At 71.6% G+C, this 24,603-nt stretch carries 22 protein-coding genes and 1 pseudogene; 11 read left to right on the top strand and 12 right to left on the bottom strand.

The genetic code is table 11. The features are described 5' to 3' along the window. Positions 1 to 78: 78 nt before the first annotated feature. Positions 79 to 948 (bottom strand): SDR family oxidoreductase, encoded by an 870-nt coding sequence (locus tag ABZS97_RS34115; RefSeq protein ID WP_356144150.1) that lies wholly within the window; start codon positions 946 to 948, stop codon positions 79 to 81. 220 nt (positions 949 to 1,168) lie between these two features. On the opposite strand from ABZS97_RS34115, the gene ABZS97_RS34110 reads away from it, so the two are divergent. Next, the gene (locus tag ABZS97_RS34110; RefSeq protein WP_356144148.1) at positions 1,169 to 2,395 is read left to right on the top strand and encodes a cytochrome P450; all 1,227 of its coding nucleotides are present in this window, start codon (positions 1,169 to 1,171) and stop codon (positions 2,393 to 2,395) included. Positions 2,396 to 2,422: 27 nt separating this feature from the next. On the opposite strand, the gene ABZS97_RS34105 is transcribed toward ABZS97_RS34110, so the two are convergent. After that, a complete protein-coding gene (locus ABZS97_RS34105; RefSeq protein WP_356144146.1) occupies positions 2,423 to 2,623 on the bottom strand; it encodes a DUF5999 family protein in 201 nt (66 codons plus the stop codon). Between the two features lie 399 nt (positions 2,624 to 3,022). Here ABZS97_RS34105 and ABZS97_RS34100 point away from each other — a divergent pair, with 399 nt between their 5' ends. Next, positions 3,023 to 3,883: a pentapeptide repeat-containing protein gene (locus tag ABZS97_RS34100; RefSeq protein WP_356144144.1), complete on the top strand. Its 861-nt coding sequence runs from the start codon at positions 3,023 to 3,025 to the stop codon at positions 3,881 to 3,883. Here ABZS97_RS34100 and ABZS97_RS34095 read toward each other — a convergent pair. Next, on the bottom strand, positions 3,845 to 5,359 hold the full coding sequence (locus tag ABZS97_RS34095) for a cytochrome P450 (protein WP_356144142.1): 1,515 nt from the start codon (positions 5,357 to 5,359) through the stop codon (positions 3,845 to 3,847). The two genes, ABZS97_RS34100 and ABZS97_RS34095, sit on opposite strands and share 39 nt — an antisense overlap. A gap of 121 nt (positions 5,360 to 5,480) precedes the next feature. On the opposite strand from ABZS97_RS34095, the gene ABZS97_RS34090 reads away from it, so the two are divergent. Next, positions 5,481 to 6,098, top strand: a complete 618-nt coding sequence (locus ABZS97_RS34090) for a TetR/AcrR family transcriptional regulator (protein WP_356144140.1) — start codon at positions 5,481 to 5,483, stop codon at positions 6,096 to 6,098. Positions 6,099 to 6,215: 117 nt separating this feature from the next. Then, complete coding sequence (locus ABZS97_RS34085; protein ID WP_356144138.1) at positions 6,216 to 6,941, top strand: DUF2470 domain-containing protein; 726 nt, start codon at positions 6,216 to 6,218, stop codon at positions 6,939 to 6,941. Here ABZS97_RS34085 and ABZS97_RS34080 read toward each other — a convergent pair. The 3 genes from ABZS97_RS34080 to ABZS97_RS34070 all read right to left on the bottom strand — a co-directional run bounded on the left by ABZS97_RS34080 (position 6,909) and on the right by ABZS97_RS34070 (position 10,728). Further along, the gene (locus tag ABZS97_RS34080) at positions 6,909 to 8,186 is read right to left on the bottom strand and encodes a beta-propeller fold lactonase family protein (RefSeq protein WP_356144136.1); all 1,278 of its coding nucleotides are present in this window, start codon (positions 8,184 to 8,186) and stop codon (positions 6,909 to 6,911) included. The two genes, ABZS97_RS34085 and ABZS97_RS34080, sit on opposite strands and share 33 nt — an antisense overlap. Positions 8,187 to 8,310: 124 nt before the next feature. After that, positions 8,311 to 9,402, bottom strand: coding sequence for a hypothetical protein (locus ABZS97_RS34075; protein ID WP_356144134.1), 1,092 nt, complete (start codon positions 9,400 to 9,402; stop codon positions 8,311 to 8,313). A gap of 63 nt (positions 9,403 to 9,465) precedes the next feature. Beyond that, positions 9,466 to 10,728, bottom strand: a complete 1,263-nt coding sequence (locus ABZS97_RS34070) for an aromatic acid exporter family protein (protein ID WP_356144133.1) — start codon at positions 10,726 to 10,728, stop codon at positions 9,466 to 9,468. Between the two features lie 171 nt (positions 10,729 to 10,899). Between ABZS97_RS34070 and ABZS97_RS34065 the strand changes: the two genes are divergently transcribed. Both ABZS97_RS34065 and ABZS97_RS34060 read left to right on the top strand, forming a co-directional pair. Further along, positions 10,900 to 11,496 carry a TIGR03086 family metal-binding protein gene (locus ABZS97_RS34065; RefSeq protein WP_356144131.1) on the top strand — a complete coding sequence of 199 codons (597 nt, stop codon included), beginning with the start codon at positions 10,900 to 10,902 and terminating at the stop codon, positions 11,494 to 11,496. A 259-nt stretch (positions 11,497 to 11,755) separates the two neighbouring features. Beyond that, on the top strand, positions 11,756 to 12,175 hold the full coding sequence (locus ABZS97_RS34060; protein ID WP_356144129.1) for a hypothetical protein: 420 nt from the start codon (positions 11,756 to 11,758) through the stop codon (positions 12,173 to 12,175). Positions 12,176 to 12,218: 43 nt separating this feature from the next. Here ABZS97_RS34060 and ABZS97_RS34055 read toward each other — a convergent pair whose 3' ends face one another. Further along, positions 12,219 to 13,580 (bottom strand): ROK family protein, encoded by a 1,362-nt coding sequence (locus tag ABZS97_RS34055; RefSeq protein ID WP_356144128.1) that lies wholly within the window; start codon positions 13,578 to 13,580, stop codon positions 12,219 to 12,221. A gap of 183 nt (positions 13,581 to 13,763) precedes the next feature. Here ABZS97_RS34055 and ABZS97_RS34050 point away from each other — a divergent pair, with 183 nt between their 5' ends. From ABZS97_RS34050 to ABZS97_RS34035, 4 genes are read left to right on the top strand one after another with little or no spacing between them, the layout of a single operon-like run. Beyond that, complete coding sequence (locus ABZS97_RS34050; RefSeq protein ID WP_356144126.1) at positions 13,764 to 15,083, top strand: sugar ABC transporter substrate-binding protein; 1,320 nt, start codon at positions 13,764 to 13,766, stop codon at positions 15,081 to 15,083. 13 nt (positions 15,084 to 15,096) lie between these two features. Further along, on the top strand, positions 15,097 to 16,092 hold the full coding sequence (locus tag ABZS97_RS34045) for a sugar ABC transporter permease (protein WP_356144124.1): 996 nt from the start codon (positions 15,097 to 15,099) through the stop codon (positions 16,090 to 16,092). 34 nt (positions 16,093 to 16,126) lie between these two features. Then, positions 16,127 to 16,966, top strand: a complete 840-nt coding sequence (locus tag ABZS97_RS34040) for a carbohydrate ABC transporter permease (protein WP_356144154.1) — start codon at positions 16,127 to 16,129, stop codon at positions 16,964 to 16,966. Between the two features lie 58 nt (positions 16,967 to 17,024). After that, complete coding sequence (locus tag ABZS97_RS34035; RefSeq protein WP_356144152.1) at positions 17,025 to 18,386, top strand: GH1 family beta-glucosidase; 1,362 nt, start codon at positions 17,025 to 17,027, stop codon at positions 18,384 to 18,386. Between the two features lie 28 nt (positions 18,387 to 18,414). On the opposite strand, the gene ABZS97_RS34030 is transcribed toward ABZS97_RS34035, so the two are convergent. The 4 genes from ABZS97_RS34030 to ABZS97_RS34015 form a co-directional block, all read right to left on the bottom strand. Further along, complete coding sequence (locus ABZS97_RS34030) at positions 18,415 to 19,620, bottom strand: sensor histidine kinase (protein ID WP_356144122.1); 1,206 nt, start codon at positions 19,618 to 19,620, stop codon at positions 18,415 to 18,417. A gap of 120 nt (positions 19,621 to 19,740) precedes the next feature. After that, positions 19,741 to 20,784 (bottom strand): zinc-binding dehydrogenase, encoded by a 1,044-nt coding sequence (locus ABZS97_RS34025; protein WP_356144120.1) that lies wholly within the window; start codon positions 20,782 to 20,784, stop codon positions 19,741 to 19,743. Positions 20,785 to 21,124: 340 nt separating this feature from the next. Next, complete coding sequence (locus tag ABZS97_RS34020; protein WP_356144118.1) at positions 21,125 to 21,313, bottom strand: hypothetical protein; 189 nt, start codon at positions 21,311 to 21,313, stop codon at positions 21,125 to 21,127. A 181-nt stretch (positions 21,314 to 21,494) separates the two neighbouring features. Next, on the bottom strand, positions 21,495 to 22,130 hold the full coding sequence (locus tag ABZS97_RS34015; protein WP_356144116.1) for an ABATE domain-containing protein: 636 nt from the start codon (positions 22,128 to 22,130) through the stop codon (positions 21,495 to 21,497). A gap of 125 nt (positions 22,131 to 22,255) precedes the next feature. On the opposite strand from ABZS97_RS34015, the gene ABZS97_RS34010 reads away from it, so the two are divergent. Continuing rightward, positions 22,256 to 23,254, top strand: a complete 999-nt coding sequence (locus ABZS97_RS34010) for a zinc-binding dehydrogenase (RefSeq protein ID WP_356144114.1) — start codon at positions 22,256 to 22,258, stop codon at positions 23,252 to 23,254. 12 nt (positions 23,255 to 23,266) lie between these two features. On the opposite strand, the pseudogene ABZS97_RS34005 reads toward ABZS97_RS34010, so the two are convergent. Then, positions 23,267 to 24,500, bottom strand: a pseudogene (locus ABZS97_RS34005) (epoxide hydrolase). Between the last annotated feature and the right edge of the window lie 103 nt (positions 24,501 to 24,603).

Below are 24,603 nucleotides of genomic sequence, written 5' to 3'. Positions count from 1 at the left end.
GCCCGGCGCCGGCCGCCGGGCTGCACTCCGGGCCTTGGGGTGGCGCTTCCCAGGCGTGGGTGACGGCGCGACGAGCGGTCACCCCGTGAAGGGATCCCGCCCCATCTGGTCCCGCACCGGCACCACCGGCGGGCCGACCAGCGCCCGGCGCTGCCAGTTCGCACCGTCCACCACCAGCGTGTGCCCGGTGATGAAACGGGCGTAGGGGGAGGCCAGGAAGGTCGCCGCCCAGCCCAGTTCGCGCGGGGCGCCGACCCGCAGGGCGGGCTGCCGGCGGTCCTGGTCGGCGGCGTGCTCCAGCGTGCCGCGGATGTCCGCCGTCATGTCCTCGTGCGGCATCAGCCCGGGCACCAGCCCGTTCACCTGGATGCCGTACGGCCCCCACTCCACGGCCAGCGTCTCCACGAGATTGCGCACACCCGCCTTGGCCGCCGCGCTGTGGGCGTAGCCGGGGCCGCCGGTCCAGGCGTACGAGGCCCCCACATTGATGATCGAGCCGGGCGTCCGTGCGGCCAGATGGCGGCGTCCGAACTCGCGGGTCATGAGGAACGTGCCGGTGAGCGTGATGTCCACGACCGCCCGCCAGGCGTGCGCGGACATGTCCTCGGCGGGCACGGGGAAGTTGGCGGCGGCGTTGTTGACGAGCACGTCGGGCAGAGGGCAGGCGTCGAACAGCGCGCCGATGCGGGCCGGGTCGCGTACGTCGCACACGGCCGCCGTCACCCGTGTGCCCAGCTCCTGTTGCGCGGGCCGCAGATGATCCTCACTGCGGCTCGCGATCACGAGATCGGCGCCGAGCCGCGCGAACTCCGCCGCGATCGCCTTCCCGAGGCCGGTGCCGCCGCCCGTGACCAGGACCAGCGTTCCGTCATAGGTGCCGGGCGGCAGTGCTGCGGCACCCTGCGGGGGAGGGGCGGGCAGCCCGGAAAGGCGCGTGTCGTGGTCCATGGCCGACTCGATACCCGGTGTCGCGCGAAACCTCCAGAGATACGTCGGCTGCTGAGCCGTGCGCTTCGGATTCGCCGGCCCCGGCGGTGTGCTCCGTTCAGGGGGCCGCACGTTTCCGTGAGCGTCGGTGACCGCCGGTGCGGGGAAGGCATGTCCGAGCACAGGGGCCCGTACGGCCAGGCGGACGGGCACCCGCGACCGACCACGGGAGACCAAACCGATGACGTCCCAGCCCGACACAGACACCCCCAGCGCGCACGACTGGACGCTCGACGACCTTCCCGGACTGGAGTTCGACCCGCTGCTGGCCAAGCTCCTGGCCGAGGAGCCCGTCGCCCGCATCCGCCTGCCGTACTTCTCCGACCACGAGGCCTGGCTGGTGACGCGGTACGAGGACGTCAAGCTGGTCACCTCCGACCCCCGCTTCAGCCGCGAGGAACTCGTCGACCGCACCGTGACGAGCATGCTGAGCGAACCGGTCGCCTCGAAGCTGGCCCTCGGCTACGCCGACCCGCCGTACCACACCAAGCTGCGCAAGGTCATCAACAAGGCGTTCACCGGGCGGCACATGAAGCGGCTGCGGCCGATGGCCGAGCAGACGGCAGGGGAGCTGCTGGACGCGGTGGAGCGGCACGGGCCGCCCGCCGACCTGATGGAGATGCTGCACAAGCCGTTCCCGCTGGCCGTGATCGGTGACCTGCTGGGTGTACCGCGGGAGGACCGGGCGCGGGTCGCCCCGTGGACCGACACGATCCTCTCCGCCACGGCGGACGCCGGGGCGAGCAGAGCGGCCCGGGCCGAAGTGCGTGCGTACATCGTGGAGTTGCTGCGCAGCCGCAAGGGTGCGAAGGGGGAGGAGAGCGAGGATCTCGCGGGGGTACTGGCGCAGGCGTGCGACGCCGGGGAGATCACCGAGGACGTGGCGGTGTCCCTGGCCACCATCATCATGGTCAGTGCGGCGCACGCGGTCCGTTACAACAGCGCCAACATGGTCTACATGCTCCTGACGCATCCGGAGCACCTGGCCCGGCTGCGTGCCCGGCCGGAACTGCTCCCGCAGGCGGTCGACGAACTGCTGCGGCACATCCCGCACCGCAATGGCGTGGGACTCGCCCGGATCGCCACCGAGGACGTCGAGGTCGGCGGGGTCCTGATCCGCGAGGGAGAGGCCGTCTACGCGTCCTACCTCACCGCGAACCGGGATCCGGAGGTCTTCGAGAACCCGGAGGCGCTGGACTTCGACCGGGAGGCCCTCTCGCACCTGTCCTTCGGGCACGGCCCGCACCACTGCATGGGCGCCATGATGGCGAGGATGGAGTCCGAGGTCATGCTCTCCGGGCTGCTGACACGCTTCCCGGAACTGCGGCTGGCCGAGCCGCCGGAGAAGACGGTCTTCCAGAGCAAGGGAACCATCAGGGGACCGCAGTCGCTCCTCGTCACCTGGTGACGCGCTGCCGGCCGCCGGGTGGCGGGTTCAGGCGGCGACCGGCAGCCGGTCGGTCGCCCGCAGCGGGCCCACCACCTGGCCGTCGGGCAGCAGCTCACCGGTGTCGTCGAAGACGATCGTTCCGTTGCACAGGACGTACCAGCCCTGCTCCGGATGGGCCGACACGATCACGGCGGCGTGGTGGTCGGGGCGGGCGGCGGTCGGGCACGGTGGCCGATGAGTGCACATGATGTCCCTCCTGCGTCTGTTCATACCTCTATAGCTCGTAAGGTCGGCGGAGCCGTGGCGGCTCATGTGGCGCTGTGGCCCAGTTTTAGCGGAACTTGTTTTCGCCTGTATTAGCGACCTCTCCGATGCCGGGAAATCATCGGTGAGTTCCGTCCCCCGCAGGGGAGTTGGACGCTCCGGTCCGAACCCCGCGCCGTACGCCAGGGGTGCCCCTCGACGGCTCAGGCCGCAGGGCAGCTCGCACCGTCCGTACTCTAGGGCCGCCTGCTCGAGTGCGCGTGCAGCGTTCCTCTCGCCGCCCAGGGCCGCGCAGCCGTGGAAGCGGGCCGTCGCACGGGCGCCCGCGGCGGGGGCAGGCGACGGTCCGGGCCGTGCCGGGCCGATCAGTAAGCTGGGGACATGCGTGACGACACCGGAACAGCCCAGAACACCCTCGCTGACCTGCGGGCCGACTGCGGTCAGTGCTTCGGGCTGTGCTGTGTCGCCCTGCCCTTCGCGGCCTCGGCCGACTTCGCCGTCGACAAGGCAGCCGGGAAACCGTGCCCGAACCTGCGGACCGACTCCCGGTGCGGCATCCACACCGAGCTGCGGCAGAAGGGCTTCACGGGCTGCACGGTCTACGACTGCTTCGGCGCGGGCCAGAAGGTCTCCCAGGTCACCTTCGGCGGCCGGGACTGGCGCTCGGGCACCCGTGAGGAGGCCCGGCAGATGTTCGACGTGTTCCCCGTCGTGCGCCAGCTCCACGAACTGCTCTGGTACCTCACCGAGGCGCTGACCCTCCCCGCCGCCCGCGCTGTCCACGCCGACCTGCGCCGGATGCTCGACAGGACGGAGCGACTCACCCGCCGAACCCCGGACGAGCTGGGGGAGCTGGACGTGGGCGCACACCGCCAGGACGTGAACGTCCTGCTGCTGCGCACCAGCGAACTCGTCCGTGCCCGGGCCGCGGCCGGCCGGGCCGGCAAGGGCCGCCCCAAGGACCGCCGGGGCGCCGACCTGATGGGCGCCCGTCTGAAGGGCGCCGACCTGCGGGGAGCCAACCTGCGTGGCGCCTACCTGATCGCCGCGGACCTGACCGGTGCCGACCTGCGCGGCGCGGACATGATCGGCGCCGATCTGCGCGACACCGATCTCACGGACGCCGACCTGACCGGCGCCTTCTTCCTCACCCAGCCCCAGCTGAACGCGGCCCGGGGCAGCGCCGCAACCAGGCTGCCCGAGTCAGTCGCCCGCCCTGGCCACTGGACAGCCGGGAGCTGAGGCCCCTTCGGGGACGGGGGCGGCGGGCAACTCCGCGGTGGGCGCGGCACGTTCGAGGTGCAGTCGCAGCCCGTCCGGCATCAGGGTGAGCCGCTCGGCCACCCGCAGCCGGTAGTCGGGGTCGGCCCGCAGGTCGTAGCGGCGCAGCAGCAGCCCCAGCACGAGCGTGGCCTCGTGCAGCGCGAACTGGCGGCCGATGCAGGCCCGCGCCCCGGTGCCGAAGGGCTTGAAGGTGTGCGCCGGGCGCGCGCGGACCGCCTTCGCGTCGAAGCGGTCCGGGTCGAACTGCTCGGCGTCCTCGCCCCACACCTCCCGGTCCCGGTGCAGCATCGCCGTCAGGACCAGCGCCCAGGCGCCCTGCCGCATCGGGTGGACCCCGCCCAGCACCGTGTCCTGGCGGGCCTCACGGGCGAAGGCGGGCGCCGTCGGCCACAGCCGCAGGGCCTCGTCGAGCACTCGGCGGACGTAACGCAGCCTGGCGACCTGGTCGTAGCCGGGCCGGTCCGTGTCGCCCCAGACGCGCCGTACCTCGGCCCGGGCGCGGGCCGCGATCTCAGGGTGGAGGGAGAGGTAGTGCAGGGCGAAGGAGAGGGCGCCCGAGGTGGTCTCGTGGCCCGCGATCAGGAAGGTGATGACCTGGCGGCGGATGTTCTCCGGCGTCAGGCGCTCCCCGGTCGCCGGGTGGGCGGTCTCCAGCATCCGGTCGAGCAGGTCGCCCTCCCCGCTCCCGCCGCGGCGGGCCGCCACGACCGCGTCGACCGTGCGGTTGAGGAGCGCCGTGTCGGCCTCGTTGCGGCGGGTGGCGCCGCGCAGCACCAGGGGCGCCAGCGGCTCGGGGACGATGTTGCGGCGCTGCGCGTACGTCAGCGTGCCCACCATCGCCTGCACGAAGGGGTGCGGACGGGCCCGCTCGAACGAGCCGAAGTCGTGGCCGAAGCCGGTGCGGGAGATCGTCTCCAGCGTCAGCTTCGTCATGTCGCCGGGCACGTCCACCGCGCGCCCCGCCGTCCGCTCCCGGTCCCAGTGCTCGATCAGCCGCTCGGTCACGGCGAGCATCATCGGGTGGTAGCCCTCCATGGCCTCACGGCTGAAGCCCGGGGCCAGGACGTCGTGCGCCAGCTGCCAGTTCGGCTCGTGGTTGTACGCCGTGAACAGTCCGTCCCCGGCGACCGGCCGGAGATTGGCCACCCCCAGCCCCACGTGCTTGGCGAACCGTGCCTCGTCCGCGAGCTCCCCGGCGAGCTCCGCGCCTCCGACGAAGACGATCTCCTTGGCGAAGGCCCTGCGCCGGAATATCGGCCCCAGGGCTCGGCCGAGGCTCAGCGAATCCTGCACGGGCGTGCGCAGGTTGGCGCCGAGCACGTCGCCGATCAGTGGGACGCGGCGCGGCGGGTGCGGGATGCGGTGCAGTTCCGGCCAGCCGAGTTCCGCACTGCGAAAGCCCTTGGGCAGTGCGGTCCGTGTCGTCTCTGCCATGACGCCGTCTCCCTTGGTCCTGCGGCTGATTGACTCTGTTCACTGACTCTGTTGTACGTGGGTTCAATAGCGCGTTTCAGTGTGATCCCGTTGTTGAACCGACGTCAAGTAGAGTGCGGGCATGGCCGGGAAGCAGGGGGAGCCGGGGGAGCGCACTCGTCGTCGGCTCAGCACCGAGGAGCGCAGGGAGCAACTGCTCACGGTGGGGGCGCGGCTGTTCTCGGAGTCGCCGTACGACGACGTGTGGATCGAGCAGGTCGCCGAGATCGCCGGCGTCTCGCGCGGCCTGCTGTACCACTACTTCCCGACCAAACGCGACTTCTTCGCGGCGGTCGTGGAGCGCGAGAGCAAGCGGATGCTGCGTATGACGGCCGCGGTTCCCGGCGTACCGGTCCGCGACCAACTCGCCGCCGGGCTCGACACGTTCCTGGAGTACGTGGAGGCGCACGCGCACGGTTTCCGCGCCTTCCACCGGGCCGACGCGGCGGGCGACCAGGCCGTACGCAAGGTCTACCGGCAGTCCCTGGCCGCCCAGGAGCGGCAGATCCTGGCGGCGCTCGCGGCCGACCCCGAGATCGGCCGCGCGGGTGAGGACCAGCTCGAACTCCGCATCGCCGTACGCGGCTGGCTGGCCTTCACCACGGCCGTCTGTCTGGAGTGGCTCAGGGGGGCGGAGCTGTCCCGCGACCAGGTGCGTGACCTGTGCGCACGGGCGCTGTTGGGTGTGATCGTGCCCTGAGGGGCGTCTTCACCTGGCCTGATCCCACTCGTACTCGCAAGATCCTCACGGAGGCGTGGTTGGCGTGCGCCCGGATCTTCGATAGCTTAGGCAAGGCTTACCTAAGGGAGGTTTGGGATGGGTGATCGTCATACCTGGACGGCCGCGCCCGCCGCGGCGGAGCACGCCCGCTCGGTGCTCGCCGCGGCCTGGTCCTGCGCGGTGACCGCGCAGGGCGGTCGGGAGGAGTTCGTCGGCGCGCACACCGTCGCCGCGGACGGCCGGGTGCTGCTGCACGTACCGGAGGACAGCGCGCTGCTCGCCGCCGCGATCTGCGCGCCGCGCGGGGAGCCGTCCGCGATCCTGGAGTTCGCCGACGTCGCGCCCGTCCCCGTGCGCAGCCGGATCCGCGCCCGGCTGTGGATGTCGGGCTGGTTCGTGCCCGACGACGGGCACCTGGCGTTCCGCCCCTCGCGCATCGTGCTGCGCCGGCCGGCGGGGACCGTTGTGATCGGCCTCGACGACTTCGCCGGCGCCGAGCCCGACCCGCTGGCCGGCGCCGAGGCCCAGCTTCTGACCCACCTCGCCGACGCGCATCCGGACGCCGTCGAACGGCTCACCCGACTCGTCGAGCCCGACAGCCTGCACGGCGCGGTCCGCGTCCAGCCGCTCGCCGTCGACCGGCACGGGCTGACGCTGCGCATCGAACGCGCCCGCGGCAACGGCGACGTACGCCTGCCGTTCCACGCGCCCGCCGACGACGTCACGCAGCTCACTGAGCGCATGCACGTCCTGCTCACGCAGGCGAGTTCCGCGACCTGCCCCCGGGCGCTACAGCGGCAGCGCACAGGCGGCGACGGGTGAGGCGAACGGCTCGCCCGCTCGCCGCAGTTCACCGCTCTCGCGGTCCACGTGGAAGACGGTCACCGTGCCCGACCGCTGATTCGCCGCGAACAGCAGCGCCCCGTCCGGGGAGAAGGCGATGTGCCGCGGGAAGTCGCCGCCGACCGGCACGGTGTCCAGCAGGCGGAGCCGGGCGCCGCCGGCCTCGACCGCGTAACGCGTCAGACTGTTGTGGCCCCGGTTGGCGAGATACGCGAACGACCCGTCCGACGTCACCAGGATCTGCGCCGGGTAACTCGTGCCCCCGCCCGTGCCCGTGGACTGCGGATCGCCGGGCGTGAGCCGCCCGGTGGCCGGGTCGTACGCGCAGACGGCGACCGTGTTGTCCACCTCGTTCGCGAGGTAGGCGAAGCGGCCGCCGGGGTGGAAGGTGAGATGGCGCGGCCCGGCGCCCGGTCGTGTGTGGGCCTGGGAGACCTCGGTGAGCGTGCCCTCGGACAGGTCGAGGCGGTAGGTGTAGACGGTGTCGGTGCCCAGGTCGACGGCGAGCACATGGCCGCCGTCGGGGCCGGTGACGAACTGGTGGGCGTGCGGCCCCTCCTGACCCGGTCCCGGCGCGGGGCTGGAGTGCCTGACCAGGGCGGTGCGCTCGCCGAGCGCGCCGGAGGCGTCGATGGGGTGCACGGCCACGCTGCCCGAACCGTAGTCGGCGCTCAGCAGCCACCGGCCGCCCGGATGCACCGACAGATGGCAGGGCCCCGACCCGCCGGTGCCGCGGCTGCCCAGCACCTTGCCGCCCGACGAATCCGGTGACAGCCGTACGGCCGTCACCGCGCCCTGCTCGCGCTCATCGACGGCGTAGAGCGTACGGCCGTTGGGATGCGGCGCCAGATACGACGGATCACCGACTCCGGTGATCGTGCCGGTTCCGGTCAGGTGACCCGTGGTGGGGTCGTAGGAGGCGACACCGATCCCCTTCCCGCCGCCCTCGGCCGACGTGTACGTGCCGAGGAACAACGGGCGCGGGCCGGAGCCGACCGACGGCGACGGAGTGGGGTCGGCCTGCGGTGCCGTCGTGGGCCCGGGCTGCGGCGCCGTGGGTGCGCCGGTCCGCGGCCCGGGGCCGGCGGCGGACGGGCCCGGCCGGGGTGCGACCGGCGCCGGGACGGTCGCCATCGCGGCGGCCGCGCCCAGGGCCGCGACCAGGCGCCGCCTGCTCCAGCCACCGCCGGAGGCCTCCCACGCCGGTTCTGCACCACTGCTCATGCCTGCACCTCGGGTGTCGGTTGCCTCAGGGCCGACAGCCACCTTGGCGGCAAGCACACCTCGAACGCAAGAACAGCAACAGGCGTTGCGCAGGGCGCAATACTGTGCGGGCGTGTCCGGACGCCTACCAGTCGCCGTCCCCGACCGGCTTCCCGGGCGCGTCCCCGAGCGGCTTCACCTGGTGGGGCGAGGGCTCCTGCCAGGGCTCGTGGTCGTCACCGAGCCACTCACCGACCTGCTTGACCGCACCCAGCGTGTCCGTGGGGGCGAGATCCACGGCGTCGTTGTCGTAGTAGTCGTACCAGGGGAGCCCGGCCTGCGTGTAGGCCGCGCGGTCCACGGGGGAGGGCGGCGGCGCCTCGCCGGTGATCCGGCGCCACTCGGGCGGTGTCACCAGATGGACGAACACCCGCCCGCCGGGCGTCTCGGCCCACGCCGTGAGCGGCCGGTCGTCGCGGTAGATCTCCTGACGCATCGAGCCGCCCACACCGAGGCCCATCGCCGCGGGCTTGCGTGGGGCGCCGCGCGAGGCGCCGCCGCTGGGAGCGCTGCCGGGGGCCGCAGGGGCACCGGGCGCCGGAGGGGCGCCGAAGGCGGGCGCGGCGGCCATGGGAACCGCGGCTCCGTAGCCTCCGAAGTTCTGCGCCATCTCCCGTCGGCGTTCCTCGGCCAGCCGCTCCGCCGTACGCCACGCGGCCAGCTCCGCGTCGTTCAGCGGGAAGGACTGCAGCTGTACGCCGCCCCACACCTCCTCGCCGGTGACCTGGCCCTCGACGGTGGCACCCAGCCCCAGCGGCACCGCCACGAACTGGCGGACCGTGCCCTTGCCGGAGTTGATGCCGTCGAGCCACGGCTGCCGGGGCAGCACCACGTAGTTCTGCGGGTCGCGGGTGAGCCGGGAGCTCCACGGCTTGCCCGACACCGCGCACACCTTGCCCACGCCCACCTGCAGCGCGGCCGGCTCCGTCGTCCCCGAGAAGCTCAGCCACATGGCCTCGCGCAGATACACCGGCAGCATCACACCGCCGCGCGCCCGCCACTCGGCCGGCACCGTTTCAGGGAAGTCCTCGACGCGGCGGACCGGGAACTCACCCAGGCCCGGCGGCAGCTGGTGCGTGCCCTTCTCGGGCAGCCGCAGGGTCCGGATGAACCGCACCCGCACCCCGCCCGGCAACAGCAGTGTGTTTCCGTCGATCCGCACGGTGGCGTCGGTCATCCGTCTGCTCCCCTCGTCGTCGCCGCGCCGCCGGCCCCTGATCGCCGGCGCGCGGCCGCTTCCTCACGTAGAACGTCGGGAGGCGGTGGGGCGGTTCCGGTTCCGGCGCAGCGGTCGCGGGACACGCAGCCGTCGCCGCAGACGCGTGACGCGCGGACGGCGCTCGCGCTGCTCGCGTGTGCAGCGGTCCAGCTCCTCCAGGAGCCGTCGCGAGCGGTGCTCCGTGTCGAGCTCGTCGAGGATGCGGTTGACCTCGGTCAGGACAGCGCCGTGCAACTGCCACTGGCGGGCGTCGCGCTGGACCTCTTCGAGCAACAGGGCGGCGAGCTTGTCGCGGGTGGCGGCCGCCGTGGTGAGCTGGTCGGCGAGCCGGGACTCCGCCGACTGCGCGCTGATGCTGACGTCGGTGGTCACCAGCACAGCGAAACTGACCACGGCGTCGCCCACCTCGCCCAGGAGCCGTTCCACCGCCGCGCCCGTCTGCGGCTCGAACAGCGGCTCGGGCTCCCGCGCCTTGGCGAGATCGGTGAGGCTGCGCGCCAGTACCCGAAGGACCACCGTGCAGATCTCCAGGGTGTCGAGACCGGTACGCAGCACCACTCGGTGCAGCAGGCCCTCCCGCACACGGGGATTGAGCCGCAGGCTGTCCTCGGCCTGCTTGAGCGCCGCGTCGACCTCGATGATGTCGTGGTCGAGACGCCGCGCCTCATGAAGCCGCGCTGTGGCGTGGGCGACGGGGGTGCGGCCGGCCGCCTCCTCGCCCATCCGCAGCATCAACTGCCGCACGCGGCGCGCCAGATCCTCGATCGACTCCCCGGCCGCGCCCACCCACACCGGGGGAGAGAAGAGCAGATTGCAGCCGAGCCCGACCACGGCGCCGATCACGGTCTCCAGCACCCTGGCCCAGGCCGTGTCGCCCACCCGGGTCACGCCCAGGACGAGCATGGCGCTGATCGCCACCTCCGGCACGAACTCGCTGACCCGGACCAGGTGTCCGACCGCGAGCGAGGCGAGAATGAGCAGCGCCAGACTCCACCACGTCAGACCCACCAGCACACTGAAGGCGATGGCGACGACGACGCCGGCCACCACGGCGTTCACCCGGCGGACACCGGTGGTCAGGGTGGCGTAGAGCGTGACCTGCACGACCAGGAGCGCGGTCAGCGGTGCGGTGAGCGGTGCGGATTCGGGACTGATCCGCAGTGCCACCACATAGGCGATCGTTGCCGCCGCCGCCGATCGCACCGACTGGAGGACCACGGGTTCCCGGCGCCACTTCGCGAGCTGCGCGCCCGCCGTGCCCCACTCCCGGCGCAGCTTGACCAAGGGTCCACCTGCCTTGGCCAACGCACCACGTACCTCTTGCATCCCTGGGGTCTTCCCTCTCGCCGCCGCGCCGAACGTGTTCATTGAGGACTGTAACTGTCCGCAAGAGAGCCTAGGTTGTTCTCATCAGCCGGTAGGCCTTCACCCGAAGGCCATCAGGAGGGGACCAGGATGAGCAACGTCGAGGGCATGGAACTGCTGACACGGGCGCACAACTACCTGCGTGAGGTCACCGCCGCCGTCCCGGAGCAGGCCTGGGGAGCGCCGACTCCGTGCAGTGAATGGACGGTACGGCAGGTCCTCAACCACGCGCGACTCGATCAGCAGGCCTACGGCGCCGCGATCACCGGCGCCGGGCAGCCCGACTCCGACCCCTTCCACCCGGCGGACGCGCTGGACACCGACGCCCAGGCCGTACTGGACAAGGTGCTGCGCGATGTGGCGGACGCCTACGCGCAGTTGCCCGTCGGCACGGAGCAGGTGCCGACCCCGCTGGGACCGCTGCCCTACGCACTCGCCGCCGCCGCTGCCGCCATGGACGCCGCCGTGCACGCCTGGGACATGGCTGTGGCGACGGGCCAGGACGCGCCGCTGGAGGACGACATCGCCGAGGGGATCCGGCTCGCGGCGGACGGGCTCGTCGATCATCTCCGGGACTCCTTCGGGGTGTTCGCGCCGGCCCGCGAGGCAGCGGAGGGTGCCGGCCCGGCCGAGTCGCTGCTCGCCTTCCTGGGGCGCGACCCGCACTGGACGCCTGTCGGCTCCTGAGGGTGCGTGCCATGGTGTAGCGGGCTACACCTGGCATTGGGGAGCCCGGTCCCTCGTGGCGGCGAGCGCGCGAGGGGATCGTGGCCGGGAGAGATCGCAACCGATCGACGGCCCCGCGAGGGGCCGTTTCCGCCCCGAAGGAAGTCGCCGTGCAGGGGAGCCGGAAGCGGGCCGAGGCGGCTCGGTCCTGACGTTGCCCGGGCTCTGCCCCGCCCGCGCTCCCTTCGGCGCGGCTTCCGCAGTGAGGAAGGTCCACTCCATGGCCACGAATCGACGACGTCGACGCCGTACCCCCGTCATCGCCACCGCTGTGGCGGCCGTCGCGCTGACCGCCGGACTCGTCACCGGCTGCGACCCCGCCAGCTTCGACGACTCGCTGAACTGCCTGCACCACTCGGACACGATCGCCGACAGCCTCAAGGCCATCCATGAGGCCGGCCTGGACGCGGCGAAGGATCCGGCGCGGACCGACGAGTCCATCGACACCATCGACAAGAACCTCGACAAGATCGCCGACGGCACGGAGAGCACGGACGACGACAAGGTCGACAAGGCGGTCGACGACCTCGACGACGCGATCGCCGACTACAACAAGGCCGTCCTGAACGGCGACACCCACCCGGACTCCGGCAGGATCGACGCCGCCGCCGACGAACTGAGGAACGTCTGCACGTCATGACCTCGGCAACCGCCGGCGCGGGTGCCGATCAGTCATGCAGGAGTCACTCGGGCGAAGCGGCACCCGGGTTTCGCCCGCCGCTCTTCGCGCGCCCCCGCTCCTGCAGCGTCGTCCGCCACGCGGGCACCGGCTCCTGCGGCTCGGCCTGCTCGCGCTGGCCGCCCCGCGCGAAGAAGCCGGCCAGCGGAAGCAGCGCGGCCCCGACGGTGACGGCGTCGGGACCGAGCGTGCCGAGGCCGATCCGGACGTGGCCGGCCGGGTAGGCGAGGGAGTACGACGTGGCGTGGTCCCGTACGGAGTCCAGGAAGCGGTTGCCGAGCATCAGTCCGGCCCAGCCCTCGACCAGGATGCGTTCGGGCTGGAAGAGGTTGATCAGGTCCGAGAAGCCCGCGCCGACGTACTCGGCGGTCTCCTCCAGGACGGCCCGGGCCGCCGTGTCCGCCTCCGGCGTGGTTCCGTCGGCGCGCGGGGTGGGGTGGGCGGCGGCCAGCATCGCGGCCAGCGCGGTCTCCTCGTCCACCCCGGCCGGCGGTTGTCCACCGGCCTCCGCCCAGCGTTCCAGGAGCGCCTCCGCCCCCGCGTACGCCTCCAGGCAGCCCTGAGCCCCGCAACGGCAGCGGCGCCCTGCGACGCGGACGGTCAGGTGACCCCACTCCAGAGCCCGGCCGGGCCGGATGTCGTCGGCCACGACGCAGGCGCCGACGCCGGAGCCCAGGAGCACCACGACGGCGTTGCGGGCGCCGCGCCCGGCGCCGAACCACATCTCCGCCTGTCCGAGCGTCTTCGCGCCGTTGTCGATGAAATACGGCACCGACTGCGGCAGATGACTCGACTCTCGCAGCAGGCGCTCCAGCGGTACGGCGTCCCAGCCGATGGTCTGCCCGTGCACCACGGCGCCCTCCCCGGGCGCCCCGACGACGATGCCCGGCACGCCGATGCCGACGCCGAGCAGCCGCTCGACCGCGATCCCGGCCCGGTCCATGACCTCACCGATGCCGTCGCGCACATGGCCGACGACGACACCGACGTCGTAGCGGTCGATGGGCCGGGGGCCTTCGGTGACCAGCGGGCGCTCCACCCGCGCGAACTCGGTGAGTGCCAGGTCGAAGAGCTCGATCCGGACCCGGGTCTCGCCGATGTCCACGCCGATCATGTAGCCGCTGTGCGGACTGATGCGCAGCAGTGTGCGCGGCCGTCCGCCGGCGGAGTCCACGCTCCCGGCCTCCTCCACCAGGCCCTCGGCCACCAGTTCGGCCACCACGTTGCTGATGGACCCGGAGCTCAGCCCGGTGGCGGGGCCCAGCGAGAAGCGGCTGAGAGGCCCGTCGAAGTACAACCGCTGCAGTACCGCGGTCCGGTTCTCCCGCCGCAGGTCACGCACCGTACGGCCGCCGCGCACGCTCACGCTGCCCCCTCGTTCTGAAGTGATGGATCGCAACATACCTCTGTGAGAGCCCTTGACGCGACCTTCACTTACCGTTTAACTCACGCCGTAAATTAAGCCATGGGGCTTTGAGGTCCGAGCGTGGGGCGCTGCTGCGGACCTCCCTCCCGGCGTTCTGTCACCCCTCGAAAGGCTCCTGAAGTCATGCGCAGAGTCAGAGCCGCGGCCGTCGGTGCCGTCACCGTTTCCCTCGTCCTCACCGCGGCTGCCTGTGGTGGCGGTTCCTCCTCCGGCGGGGGCGGGTCCAACGACTCGCCGAAGACCCTCACCTACTGGGCCTCCAATCAGGGCGCCACCGTCGAGGTCGACAAGAAGGTCCTGCGGCCCGAACTCGACAGGTTCGAGAAGCAGACCGGGATCAAGGTGAAGCTGGAGGTCGTGCCCTGGTCGGACCTGCTCAACCGGATCCTCACCGCGACCACCTCCGGCCAGGGCCCCGACGTCCTGAACATCGGAAACACCTGGAGCGCCTCCCTGCAGGCCACCGGGGCGCTGCTGCCGTGGGACGCCAAGAACTTCGCGAGGATCGGCGGAAAGGACCGCTTCGTCGACTCCGCGCTCGGCTCGACGGGAGCGCAGGGCCAGGACCCGGCCGCGGTACCGCTGTACTCGATGTCGTACGCGCTCTACTACAACAAGAAGATGTTCGCCGCGGCGGGGATATCCAAGCCGCCGGCCACCTGGGCGGAGCTGGTCGCCGACGGCAAGAAGCTCTCCAAGGACGGCAAGTGGGGCCTTGGCGCGGAAGGTTCGAATCCCTCGGAGAACATCCACCACGCCTTCGTCTTCGCCAAGCAGCACGGCGCGGACTTCTTCACCGCCGACGGCAAGCCGGACTTCACCGGTGACGGCGTGGTCAGCGCGGTCAAGCAGTACGTCGACCTGATGGCCAAGGACAGGATCATCGCGCCCGGCAACGCCGAGTACGCGCAGAACCAGTCCGTCAGCGACTTCGCCAAGGGCAAGAACGCCATGCTGCTGTGGCAGGGCGCGTCCGCCAACCTCGCCTCCCAGGGCATGAGTCAGGACGCGTACGGCATCGCTCCGGTCCCCGTGCAGTCCGGCACCCCGGGAACGGGCACGAACGTCAACTCGATGGTCGCGGGCATCAACCTGGCCGTCTTCAAGAACACCGACAACCTCGACGGTGCCACGAAGTTCGTGAAGTTCATGACCTCCGACGCCGAGCAGAAGATCCTCAACACCGCGTACAGCTCGATCCCGCCGGTGCGGACCGCGCAGTCGCAGGCCGCCTTCAACACCCCGGCGAACGCCGTTTTGAAGGAGACCCTCGCGGCCAGCGCCGCCGCGCTTCCGCAGGTCGCCGACGAGTCCCAGTTCGAGACCGCCATCGGCACCGCCGTCAAGAACCTGTTCGCCGACGCGGCCGCCGGACGCCCGGTGACCACCGCCTCGGTGAAGGCCGAACTCGAAAAGGCCCAGCAGCAGATGCCCAAGAAGTGAGCACAGGCACCCCATGACGACCACTGTCCCCACCGAGGCCGGTGCGAAGGCCGTGCACAAGGAACCCCCGGGTGCGGCGCGCGGCCCCCGCCGCCCCGGGCGGATCCGCCGCATCGGACTGCCCTACCTGCTGCTCCTGCCCGCCCTGGTCCTCGAACTCCTCGTCCACCTCGTCCCGATGGTGATCGGCATCGTGATGAGCTTCAAGGAGCTCACGCAGTTCTACATCCGCGACTGGGGCACCGCGCCCTGGACCGGCCTCGACAACTACAAGGTGTCGGTGGACTTCAGCGCACCGGTGGGCGAGGCACTGCTCCACTCGTTCCTCGTCACCGTCGCCTTCACCCTGCTGTCCGTCGCCCTGTGCTGGCTGATCGGCACGGCGGCCGCGCTGTACATGCAGGACACCTTCCGCGGCCGCGGCCTGCTCCGGGCCCTGTTCCTGGTGCCGTACGCCCTGCCGGTCTACGCGGCCGTCATCACCTGGGTGTTCATGTTCCAGCACGACAACGGCCTGGTGAACCACGTCCTGCACGACCAGCTGCACCTCACCGACAAGCCGTCCTTCTGGCTCATCGGCGACAACAGCTTCTACGCCCTGCTCACCGTGTCGGTGTGGAAGGGCTGGCCGTTCGCGTTCCTCATCGTCACGGCCGGCCTGCAGAACATCCCGGGCGAACTGTACGAGGCGGCCGCCCTCGACGGGGCGGGCATGTGGCAGCGGATCCGCCGCATCACCCTGCCGTCGCTGCGCCCGGTCAACCAGGTCCTCGTGCTGGTCCTGTTCCTGTGGACGTTCAACGACTTCAACACGCCGTACGTGCTCTTCGGCAGGTCCGCTCCCGAGGCCGCGGACCTGATCTCGGTCCACATCTACCAGGCGTCGTTCGGCACCTGGAACTTCGGCACCGGCTCCGCCATGTCCGTCCTGCTGCTGCTGTTCCTGCTCGCCGTGACGGGCGGCTACCTCCTGCTGACCTCCCGGGGAAGGAAGACGGCCGATGTCTGAGGCCTCCACCAGGGCGCCCACGCCCCGCTCGCCGATGGCCCCGCCGCGCTCCTTCTTCTGGTCCCGGCGGATCTTCCTCACCCTGCTCGCCGGGTTCGTGCTGCTCCCGGTCTACGTCATGGTGTCCAGCTCGCTCAAGCCGCTCGCGGATGTCTCGGGGAAGTTCCGCTGGATGCCGAGCGGCCTGACCCTGCGCCCGTACATCGACATCTGGTCGACGATCCCGCTCGCCCGGTACTTCGTGAACTCGCTGATCGTGGCGGGAGCGGCGACGGTCTGCTCGGTGGTGATCGCCGTCTTCGCCGCGTACGCCGTCAGCCGCTACGAGTTCCGGGGCAAGCGCACCTTCACGGTCACCGTGCTGTCCACGCAGATGTTCCCCGGCATCCTCTTCCTGCTCCCGCTGTTCCTCCTCTACGTCAACATCGGCAACGCCACCGGCATCGCCCTGTTCGGCTCGCGCGGCGGGCTGATCCTCACCTATCTGACCTTCTCGCTGCCGTTCTCGATCTGGATGCTGATCGGGTACTTCGACTCGGTGCCGCGCGACCTGGACGAGGCGGCGCTGGTGGACGGCTGCGGACCGCTCGGCGCGCTGTTCCGCGTCGTCGTACCGGCCGCGATCCCCGGCATCGTCGCGGTCGCCGTCTACGCCTTCATGACCGCCTGGGGGGAAGTGCTCTTCGCCTCCGTCATGACCAACGACGCCACCCGCACGCTCGCCGTCGGCCTCCAGGGCTACTCCACGCTCAACAACGTCTACTGGAACCAGATCATGGCCGCCTCGCTCGTCGTCAGCGTCCCCGTGGTCGCCGGGTTCCTGCTGCTGCAGCGTTACCTCGTCGCCGGCCTCACCGCGGGCGCGGTGAAGTAACTCCCCACCCCCGCCCGCTCGTTCACCCACCCCTGCCGAGAGGTTCTTCGTGTCCGAACTGCCCGAGTCGATAGATCTCGCCGCCTTCCCCCACGACTTCGCCTGGGGCACCGCCACATCCGCCTACCAGATCGAGGGAGCGGTCACGGAGGACGGACGGGCCCCCTCGATCTGGGACACCTTCTCCCACACACCCGGCAAGGTCGCGGGCGACGACCACGGCGACGTGGCCTGCGACCACTACCACCGCTGGCCCGAGGACATCGCACTGATGCGGCGCCTCGGCACCGACGCCTACCGCATGTCGATCGCCTGGCCCCGCGTCGTACCCGGCGGCGACGGGCCCGTGAACGCCAAGGGCCTCGACTTCTACGACCGCCTGGTGGACGCCCTGCTCGCCGCCGGGATCACCCCGAGCGTCACGGTCTACCACTGGGACCTTCCCCAGACCCTCCAGGACCGCGGCGGCTGGACCGAACGGGACACCGCCGAACACCTCGCCGCCTACGCCTCCGTGGTCGCCGCACGGCTGGGCGACCGCGTCTCCCAATGGGCCACCCTCAACGAACCGCTGTGCTCCGCATGGATCGGCCATCTCGAAGGCCGGATGGCCCCCGGGCTCACCGACCTGACCGCCGCCGTCCGCGCCTCCTATCACCTGCTGCTCGGCCATGGCCTAGCCGCTCAGGCGATCCGCGCGGCGGCCCCCGGCGCACAGATCGGCCTCGTCACCAACCACTCCACCATCGAGCCGGCCTCCTGCCGCCCCGAGGACATCGCCGCGGCCGCGCGCATGGACGGACACACCAACCGCTGGTGGCTCGACCCCGTGTACGGCAGAGGCTTCCCCGCCGACATGCGCGAGCTCTACGGGATCGAACTGCCTGAGCGCTCCGGTGACTTGGCGACCATCGCCGCGCCCCTGGACTGGCACGGCCTCAACTACTACTTCCCCGCCACCATCGCCGACGACCCCGCCGGACCCGTGCCGTACGCGCGCGAGATCCGTCTGCCGGACGTGACGCGGACCGGCATGGACTGGCAGATCGACGCCGACGGCCTGGAGGCCCTGCTGCTCCGCCTCACCGACGACTACGGCGTACGGCGGCTCTACGTCACCGAGAACGGCTCCGCCTTTCCGGACAGAGTCGACCCCGACGGCGCCGTCGACGACCCCGGACGGACCCGCTACCTGGAGCAGCATCTGGCCGCCTGCGCCCGCGCCCTGCGCAAGGGGGCGCCGCTCGCGGGCTACTACGCCTGGTCGCTGCTGGACAACTTCGAATGGGCCTACGGCTACGACAAGCGCTTCGGCCTCGTCCACGTCGACTACCCGACCCAGCGGCGCACCATCAAGGCCAGCGGACACCGGTACGCGGACATCATCCGCGCCCACCGGCAAGGCACCACCGTCGCCTGAGCCGACGATCGGCGGGCATGGGGCCGGTTCACGTCACCGCGAACTCCTCGGCAGGGCGGTGCTCCAGCGGCAGTTGCAGGACGACCTCGAAACCCCCCTCCGGGCGGGGGCGGGCCCGCAGCCGGCCGCCGACGGAGCGGGCGCGCTCGTGCATGCCGACGAGACCGTAACCGCTGTTCGGGACAGCGGAGTCGGAGCGTCTGCCGCGCCCGCCGTTGGTGACGGTGATGCCCAGCCGGTCGGGGGAGTAGGTGAGCCGTACCTCGGCCGTGCGGGTGACGGCGTGTTTGGTGACGTTGGTGAGCGCCTCCTGCACGACGCGGTACACGGTGAGGTCCGCCCCGGCGGAGAGCGGCCGGGGCTCTCCTTCGCTGGTGACCGTGACGGTCAGCCCGGCGCCCTCGAACGAGGCGGCCAGGTCCGGGAGTCGAGCGAGGCCCGGGGTGTCCTCCGCGGAGCCTGTCGTGTCATTCGCGTCGCGCAACAGGCCGACGGTGGCCTTGAGTTCGCGCAGCGCCACGGAGGTGGTGCCCGTGAGCTCGGAGACGATCCTCTCGGCCTCCTCCGGTCGCGTGCGCAGGAAGCGGGCCACCGTGCCGGCTTGGATGTTCGCCGGCACCAGGTGGTGGGCGACCACGTCGTGCAGATCGCGGGCGATACGCATGCGCTCCTCGGTGACCCGGTGCCGGGCCTCCTCCTCCCGGCTGCGTTCGGCGTGCTCGGCGCGGGCCTGTACGGCCTCCAGGTAGGCCCCGCGCAGCCGGGTCACCGTGCCCAGCGAGGTGGGCAGCAGCAGCCAGAACGCGGGGCTGAGCAGTTTGAGGACCAGCGGTTCGTCGTCGGGACCGGCGAGCAGCGCCGTGCCGATCAGCAGGGCGACGCCGGTGAAGGCGAAGGTGTTCGCGGTGCGCCGGCCCGTGCGGACGGCCAGCGCGTACAACGCGACCATGAGAGGGCCCAGCAGCAGGGCCGTGACGAGGTAACCGAGCGCGATCCCGGCCGCGGCGCACACGAGGTTCAGTGCCACCGCGGTGCGGGGGCGGGAGCGGCGCCACAGCAGGACCGTGCAGGACACACCGGTCATGAGCAGGCCGGGCCACCACGGAATTCCCGGGGCGCCGCCCTGGAGCGAGACCATGCTCCCCGGAAGGGAACCGGCGAGAAGTGCGACGGCGACCGCCGCGTCGACGACACGAGGGTGGCAGCTCAGGTACCGCTGCAAGCGCTGGATCATGAAAGTGGGGTTCCTGCCCGAGGGGCGTCCGCAGTGGCTCCGACCGGCCGCGACCCCTTCGGTGAACCGTGGAAGGGGCCGCTCCGTGGAAGGGGTCGCTCTCGCCGGCCGCGGGCCCGGCTACTCGTCGAAGGTGACGACGACCTTCTCCGCGGCCCCGGGCGTCAGCACCAGCTCGAAGGCCTGCTCGACCTCGGAGAACGGCACCCGGTGGCTGATGAGCCGGGCGAACCGCTCCTGGTGTTCCGCGAGTTCGGGGGTGACCTCGAAGATCTCGGTGGGGTAGCCCTGGGAGGCGATCAGGGTGAGCTCGCTGCGGAGCATGCCGCCGAGGTCGATGGCGCCGGATTTCTTCTGTACGGCGACCATGACCATCCTGGCGCCCCACTTGGCGGAGGCGACGGTGGCGTCGAAGACGGCGGGGGCGCCGGCGGCGTCGAGGTAGAGGTCGGTGCCGGCGCGGGGCTGGCCGAGTGCGTTGGCCGCGGCACCGTGCAACTCCGTCAGCCGGGCGGTGATGTCCTCGGTGGCGGAGTTGATGACGGCGTCGGCGCCGACGGCGAGCGCGGTCTCCAGGCGCTCGGGGATGACATCGGCCACGACCACGTGCTGTACGCCGCGCAGCTTGAGCCAGATCGTGGCGCCCAGCCCGATGGGCCCGGCGCCGAAGACGACGACCTTGTCGGTGGAGGTGGCCCGGGAGCGGTTGACGGCGTGCCGGGCCACCGCCATCGGCTCGTTGAGCGCGGCAACAGCGAACGGCATCGTCTCGGGGAACACCGCCACGCTCGTACCGACGACGGCGTTCTCGATGAGCAGGTGGTCGCTCATGGCGCCGAACTTCCCGCCGCAGCCGATGATTCCCGTGGGGGCGGCCTGCGGGTTGACGACCACGCGGTCGCCCACCTTCAGGTCGGTGACCTCGGCGCCCACCTCGACGATCTCGCCGGCCGGCTCATGGCCCAGGGCCACGGGGATCAGCTCGCCGCCCGCGTGCCCGCGTGCCGGCATGCCGCCCATGTGCAGGAAGGTGGCGTCGGTGCCGCAGATGCCGCAGGCGCGGACCTTCATCAGAACGTCCTTCGGGCCCGGTGCTGGACGCTCGACGTCCACCACGTCGACCTTGCCGACGGCACCGGTCCGAACGGACTTCATCGTGGCCATGGGGAGGCCCTCCTTCTTCGTGGTGCGGGGGTCTGGTGGCGCACTTCGCGGTGCGGGCTCGGCGCTCGCGGCAGCTGAGCCGGGGCCGTGGTGCCTTGGGCCGGGAGGTGGTCCGGGGAGACGTTCGTCGTCGGTGTGCCCTCGGGCCCGGCTCCGGACGGGGGGAGTGCTTCCGGTCGCCGGGCCCGAGGAGTGCACCGCCCCCGTCCCCACGGGATTCGGTGCACGGGGCGCCTCCGCTCAAGGCGCCCGTCCTATTTTGCTTGAGTTAGGCAATCATATTCGAGTTACTTAAGTCAAGCAAGCTTTCGATTCCGGTGGCGCGTCTGTCGCAGCGGGGTCAGGCATGCTCGGGCCGGGCGGGGCCCCGGAAGAGGCTGACGCCCGCTCCCAACGACACCACGCCCATACCGGCGCTGGTGATCAGGCCCTGCGTGCCATCGACGACGAACGGGGCGGCCACGGCGACGACCAGGTTGAACAGGAACAGGAACCACAGGACGGGCCGGGAGGAGAGCAGCGCCTTCACGGGAGTTTCCTTTCGGGGCAGCGGCGGGCTTCCCGATCGGGAGCCACTGGCCTTGCGAGATCAACGATCCCGTTTCCCGGGCGTCGTCACGAGGGAGCGCCCTCCCCGACCGGTGGTGTAGCCCGCTACACCACGCGGGTGCGCCACCGCCTGCGGCCGGCGCGGTGCGAGGTCTGCGCTGTCACTCGGTGGAGGTGGCGCGGCTGCGGGACCGGTAGCCGGCGACCTTCGCGAGGTTGCCGCAGCGGTCCATGGAGCACCAGCGGCGGCGGCGGGCCTGGGAGTCGTCGAGGAAGAGAAGCGAACAGGCCGGGTTCTCGCACTTCTTGACCCTCGTCAGCAGGGGGCCGGTGACGAGGAGGACGGCGTCACGGGCCACGGTGGCCAGGGCCGCGGGCGCCCCATGGTCCGCTTGCCAGCGCAGCGGCGGCCGCGGCTTCGCCGACTCCGCGAGCTGGGGGGCGAGATCGGGGCGGCCGGCCTCCTCGTTGACCAGGGCGGCATCGGCGGGATCCGGCGGCACCCCGTCCATCGCGGCGCGGACGAGTCGGTGGAGGGCCTCGCGCAGCGTGCGCGCCTGCGTGAGGTCGCGGGCGGTGGCCCCTGCGGGCTCGTCGTCCGTGCCGGACGCCGTGCTCAGGCCCGCCTCGTCGATCCAGCGGATCAGGGCGTCGGGGTCGGTCAGCCGCTCGACGGGGGTGCCGTAGCGGCGGCCGAGCGTGGCGATGAAGTCCAGGCACGGGCGCCCGCCGATGAACGGGAACGCGAGCATCGGGTCGGCGGTGGCCGCCGTAGGGGCGGCGGATTCGCGGGGCATGAGCTGAGCCTACCGCTTGACACCGGTTCATCGGGTGTCGCAGGCTGACACCAGTTCAACCGGTGTCGCCGCCCTGTGAGTCGGGGTGTGCCGCTCCGGTGTCGCCACGAGAAGGCAGGTGCGGTATGCGTGCGGTGCGGATCGAGGAGTTCGGCGGACCCGAGGTGCTGGTGCCGGTGGAGGTGCCCGACCCGGTGGCCGGACCCGGCCAGGTGCTGGTGCGGGTCGCCGCGGCGGGCGTGAACCGGGCGGACGCGCTCATCCGCGCCGGGGTCTACCACCGGGCCGGGCGCCCGCCGCTCATCCCGGGCGTGGAGGCCGCCGGCACCGTCGTCGCGGTCGGGGACGGGGTGACCGGGATCGGGGTCGGGCAGCGGGTGATGGCCCTGGACGGCGTGAACGCACCCGGCTTCTACGCCGAGTTGGCTGCCGTACCCGCGGAACAGGTGGCCGTGGTGCCGGAGGGCCTGGATCTCACGGAGGCTGCCGCGCTCCCCGTGGCCTGGCTCTCCGCCTGGTACTGCCTGCGCCACCTGGCCAAGGTCACCAAGGACGACACCGTGGTCGTGAAGGCCGCCGCGAGCGGGGTCGGCAGCGCTGCCGTGCAGATCGCCGCCGAGGCCGGAGCGCGCGTCATCGCGCTGGCCGGTTCACCGGAGAAGACCGCCTGGGCCGCGGCGTTCGGCGCCCACGCCGCCGTGGACAGCTCCGTGCACCCCGACGACGCCGAGGTCGACGAGGTGCTGCGGCTGACCGAGGGGCGCGGTGCGGACGTCGTCCTGGACACCGTCGGCGGTCGCGCCTTCGGACGCAGTCTGCGCCAGGTCGGGCACGGCGGGCGGGTGGTCGCCCTCGCCAACGTCGCCCTGGAGCCGAGCACCGTCGACACCCGCGACTTCTACCCGAAGAACGCTTCCGTCCTCGGCTTCCAGCTCACCAACCTGCAGATCCACGGCTACGATCCGCGCGCGGACATGCGGGAGATCGCCGAGCGCGTCGCCGCCGGCACGTATCGTGTGCCGGTGGAGACGGTCGTTCCGCTGGAGCGGGCACGTGAGGCCCATGAGCGGCTGGCGCGGCGCGACAACCGGGGCAAGATCGTGCTCGCCGTGACCCGCGACTGACCGCCCCGCGCCCTACCGCCGACGCCGGTCGCGGAAGGTGCGGCGCAGGTCGTCGACCCAGCCCTCCGGGCAGTTCCCAGGGGATGAAATGGCCGCCCTCGGGGTGCGCGGTGAGATTGACGTGGTGGTACCAGCCGGCGCGGTCCGAGTCGAGGAAGTTCTGGACGCGCCGCTCGGTGGTGACGCCGGGCGGGTTCTCGTGGCCCACGAAGGTGATGCCGGTCGGGGCCTCGACGACCGGACGGCGGTCGTGCGACGGGCTCCACGGGTAGCGGTTGGCGTTGGCGTAGTAGCGCATCGACGTGCCGATGGCGTTGTTCACCCAGAAGATCATGGTGTGGGTGAGGAGATCGTCCTTGGAGAAGACGCTCTCGACGTCGCCGTGGCTGTCGCTCCACTTCGTCCAACGCTCCAGGATCCAGGCGAGCAGACCGACGGGCGAGTCGCTGAGGCCCGGGGCGAGCGTGCTGGAGCCGAGCATGTGGGCGGCCAGGTGCACGGCGAAACGCCGGTCGAAGTCCAGGACTTGGCGGTGGACGCTCTCGGGCAGGCCCTCGGGGATCGGCCGGCCGCCGCTGAAGTCCCAGGCGCGGTCGCCGTTGAAGAAGTCGAGCCTGAGGCCCGAGCCGATGTGGATCGCGAGGAGTTCATCGGCGTACTTGTGCCCGAGCTGGCCGGTGATCAGTGCGCCGATGTCGCAGCCGGCGGCCGCGTACTTCTCGTGCCCGAGCACCACGGTCATCAGCGTGTGCCACAGGTCCGCGACCTTCCAGAAGTTCATCTCCGGGTGGTCCGGCAGCGGAGTGGAGAACCCGAACCCCGGCAGGGAGGGCACGATCACATCGAAGGCCTCGGCGGCGTCGCCCCCGAAAGCGGCGGGGTCGGCGAGCGGGTCGATCACCTTGGACCAGTGCCAGAAGGTCCACGGCCAGCCGTGGCTCAGGATGAGCGGAACGGGGTCCGGGCCCACGCCGGGCTTGCGCATGAAATGGACGGGAACTCCGTCCACGGTCACGCGGTAGTGCTCGTACGCGTTGATCGCGGCCTCGGCCTTGCGCCAGTCGTACCCGTGGAGCCAGTGGTCGACCAGCTCTTTCAGGTAGGAGCTGCGGACGCCGTAGTACCCGTCCTCGTTGCCCGCGTCGATGGGCAGGCGGGTGAGCCGCAGACGCGTCCTGAGGTCGTCGAGCACGCTGTCGTCGACGTGGATCGGGGTGGGTGCCGGCGGGAGGTGCGTGTCTGCCATGGGAGTTCCCTTCGCGCGGGGGGAGGTCCGGCGTGCCAGGTCAGGGGCGGGGGCCCAGCGCGGCCATCCGCATCAGTGCGGGCAGCGCGGCGCCGACGGCGCC

It is taken from the genome of Streptomyces sp. NPDC005485 (assembly GCF_040606085.1).
Classification (GTDB): Bacteria; Actinomycetota; Actinomycetes; order Streptomycetales; family Streptomycetaceae; genus Streptomyces.
Note: the sequence above shows the minus strand (reverse complement) of the source record. Positions and strands in the feature narration are given on the sequence as shown.

Coding starts and splice junctions, on each gene's coding strand:
- ABZS97_RS34015 (WP_356144116.1), bottom strand. CDS start 22,130: ATGCCCCGCGAATCCGCCGCCCCTACGGCGGCCACCGCCGACCCGATG.
- ABZS97_RS34105 (WP_356144146.1), bottom strand. CDS start 2,623: ATGTGCACTCATCGGCCACCGTGCCCGACCGCCGCCCGCCCCGACCAC.
- ABZS97_RS34050 (WP_356144126.1), top strand. CDS start 13,764: ATGCGCAGAGTCAGAGCCGCGGCCGTCGGTGCCGTCACCGTTTCCCTC.
- ABZS97_RS34090 (WP_356144140.1), top strand. CDS start 5,481: ATGGCCGGGAAGCAGGGGGAGCCGGGGGAGCGCACTCGTCGTCGGCTC.
- ABZS97_RS34025 (WP_356144120.1), bottom strand. CDS start 20,784: ATGGCCACGATGAAGTCCGTTCGGACCGGTGCCGTCGGCAAGGTCGAC.
- ABZS97_RS34060 (WP_356144129.1), top strand. CDS start 11,756: ATGGCCACGAATCGACGACGTCGACGCCGTACCCCCGTCATCGCCACC.
- ABZS97_RS34080 (WP_356144136.1), bottom strand. CDS start 8,186: ATGAGCAGTGGTGCAGAACCGGCGTGGGAGGCCTCCGGCGGTGGCTGG.
- ABZS97_RS34115 (WP_356144150.1), bottom strand. CDS start 948: ATGGACCACGACACGCGCCTTTCCGGGCTGCCCGCCCCTCCCCCGCAG.
- ABZS97_RS34075 (WP_356144134.1), bottom strand. CDS start 9,402: ATGACCGACGCCACCGTGCGGATCGACGGAAACACACTGCTGTTGCCG.
- ABZS97_RS34010 (WP_356144114.1), top strand. CDS start 22,256: ATGCGTGCGGTGCGGATCGAGGAGTTCGGCGGACCCGAGGTGCTGGTG.
- ABZS97_RS34045 (WP_356144124.1), top strand. CDS start 15,097: ATGACGACCACTGTCCCCACCGAGGCCGGTGCGAAGGCCGTGCACAAG.
- ABZS97_RS34095 (WP_356144142.1), bottom strand. CDS start 5,359: ATGGCAGAGACGACACGGACCGCACTGCCCAAGGGCTTTCGCAGTGCG.
- ABZS97_RS34065 (WP_356144131.1), top strand. CDS start 10,900: ATGAGCAACGTCGAGGGCATGGAACTGCTGACACGGGCGCACAACTAC.
- ABZS97_RS34110 (WP_356144148.1), top strand. CDS start 1,169: ATGACGTCCCAGCCCGACACAGACACCCCCAGCGCGCACGACTGGACG.
- ABZS97_RS34040 (WP_356144154.1), top strand. CDS start 16,127: ATGGCCCCGCCGCGCTCCTTCTTCTGGTCCCGGCGGATCTTCCTCACC.
- ABZS97_RS34100 (WP_356144144.1), top strand. CDS start 3,023: ATGCGTGACGACACCGGAACAGCCCAGAACACCCTCGCTGACCTGCGG.
- ABZS97_RS34030 (WP_356144122.1), bottom strand. CDS start 19,620: ATGATCCAGCGCTTGCAGCGGTACCTGAGCTGCCACCCTCGTGTCGTC.
- ABZS97_RS34085 (WP_356144138.1), top strand. CDS start 6,216: ATGGGTGATCGTCATACCTGGACGGCCGCGCCCGCCGCGGCGGAGCAC.